Annotated in this window: 1 rRNA gene; it reads left to right on the forward strand. The window is 51.5% G+C overall.

What is annotated here, in order from left to right:
• Positions 1 to 421: ribosomal RNA gene (locus GOU96_RS18350) — 23S ribosomal RNA — on the forward strand; the annotation flags it as partial.

Here is a 421-nt window from a genome sequence, read left to right on the forward strand (position 1 = left end):
AACTGGAGGACCGAACCGACTAATGTTGAAAAATTAGCGGATGACTTGTGGCTAGGGGTGAAAGGCCAATCAAACTCGGAGATAGCTGGTTCTCCCCGAAAGCTATTTAGGTAGCGCCTCGGACGAATACTACTGGGGGTAGAGCACTGTTAAGGCTAGGGGGTCATCCCGACTTACCAACCCTTTGCAAACTCCGAATACCAGTAAGTACTATCCGGGAGACACACGGCGGGTGCTAACGTCCGTCGTGGAGAGGGAAACAACCCAGACCGCCAGCTAAGGTCCCAAAGTATTGCTAAGTGGGAAACGATGTGGGAAGGCTCAGACAGCTAGGATGTTGGCTTAGAAGCAGCCATCATTTAAAGAAAGCGTAATAGCTCACTAGTCGAGTCGGCCTGCGCGGAAGATGTAACGGGGCTAA

This window comes from Vibrio sp. R-1 (assembly GCF_035615595.1).
Lineage (GTDB): Bacteria > Pseudomonadota > Gammaproteobacteria > Enterobacterales > Vibrionaceae > Vibrio > Vibrio cholerae.